We start from the raw sequence: 223 nt of genomic DNA, 5'->3' as shown, positions 1-223 counted from the left end.
AGATAAAGTATTAACAGAATTTTGTAATCAAGTGCAACGTAAACTCAATGTGATACGCACACAACTAGAAGAAAAACCTTATTCAATGTTGTCGGAAGATTATTTTGCTTTTAAACGATTAACTATTACAGCGCTTGAGGCTGAAAGAAAGACATTGCTCAAGCTGCGAAGAAGCGGTGAGATCAATGATGAAGTATTCCATAATCTTATTGATGAGCTTGAT

General features: G+C 34.5%; 1 protein-coding gene. It reads left to right on the top strand.

The genetic code is table 11. The annotated features are described in order from the left end of the window. On the top strand, positions 1-223 hold a 223-nt coding region (locus tag LD028_RS09995; RefSeq protein WP_237811725.1), incomplete at both ends, for a hypothetical protein.

The organism is Anoxybacillus sp. LAT27, assembly GCF_022030075.1.
Taxonomy (GTDB): domain Bacteria; phylum Bacillota; class Bacilli; order Bacillales; family Anoxybacillaceae; genus Anoxybacillus; species Anoxybacillus kestanbolensis.
The sequence above is the reverse complement of the archived record's forward strand: the minus strand, read 5'-3'. Positions and strand labels throughout refer to the sequence as shown.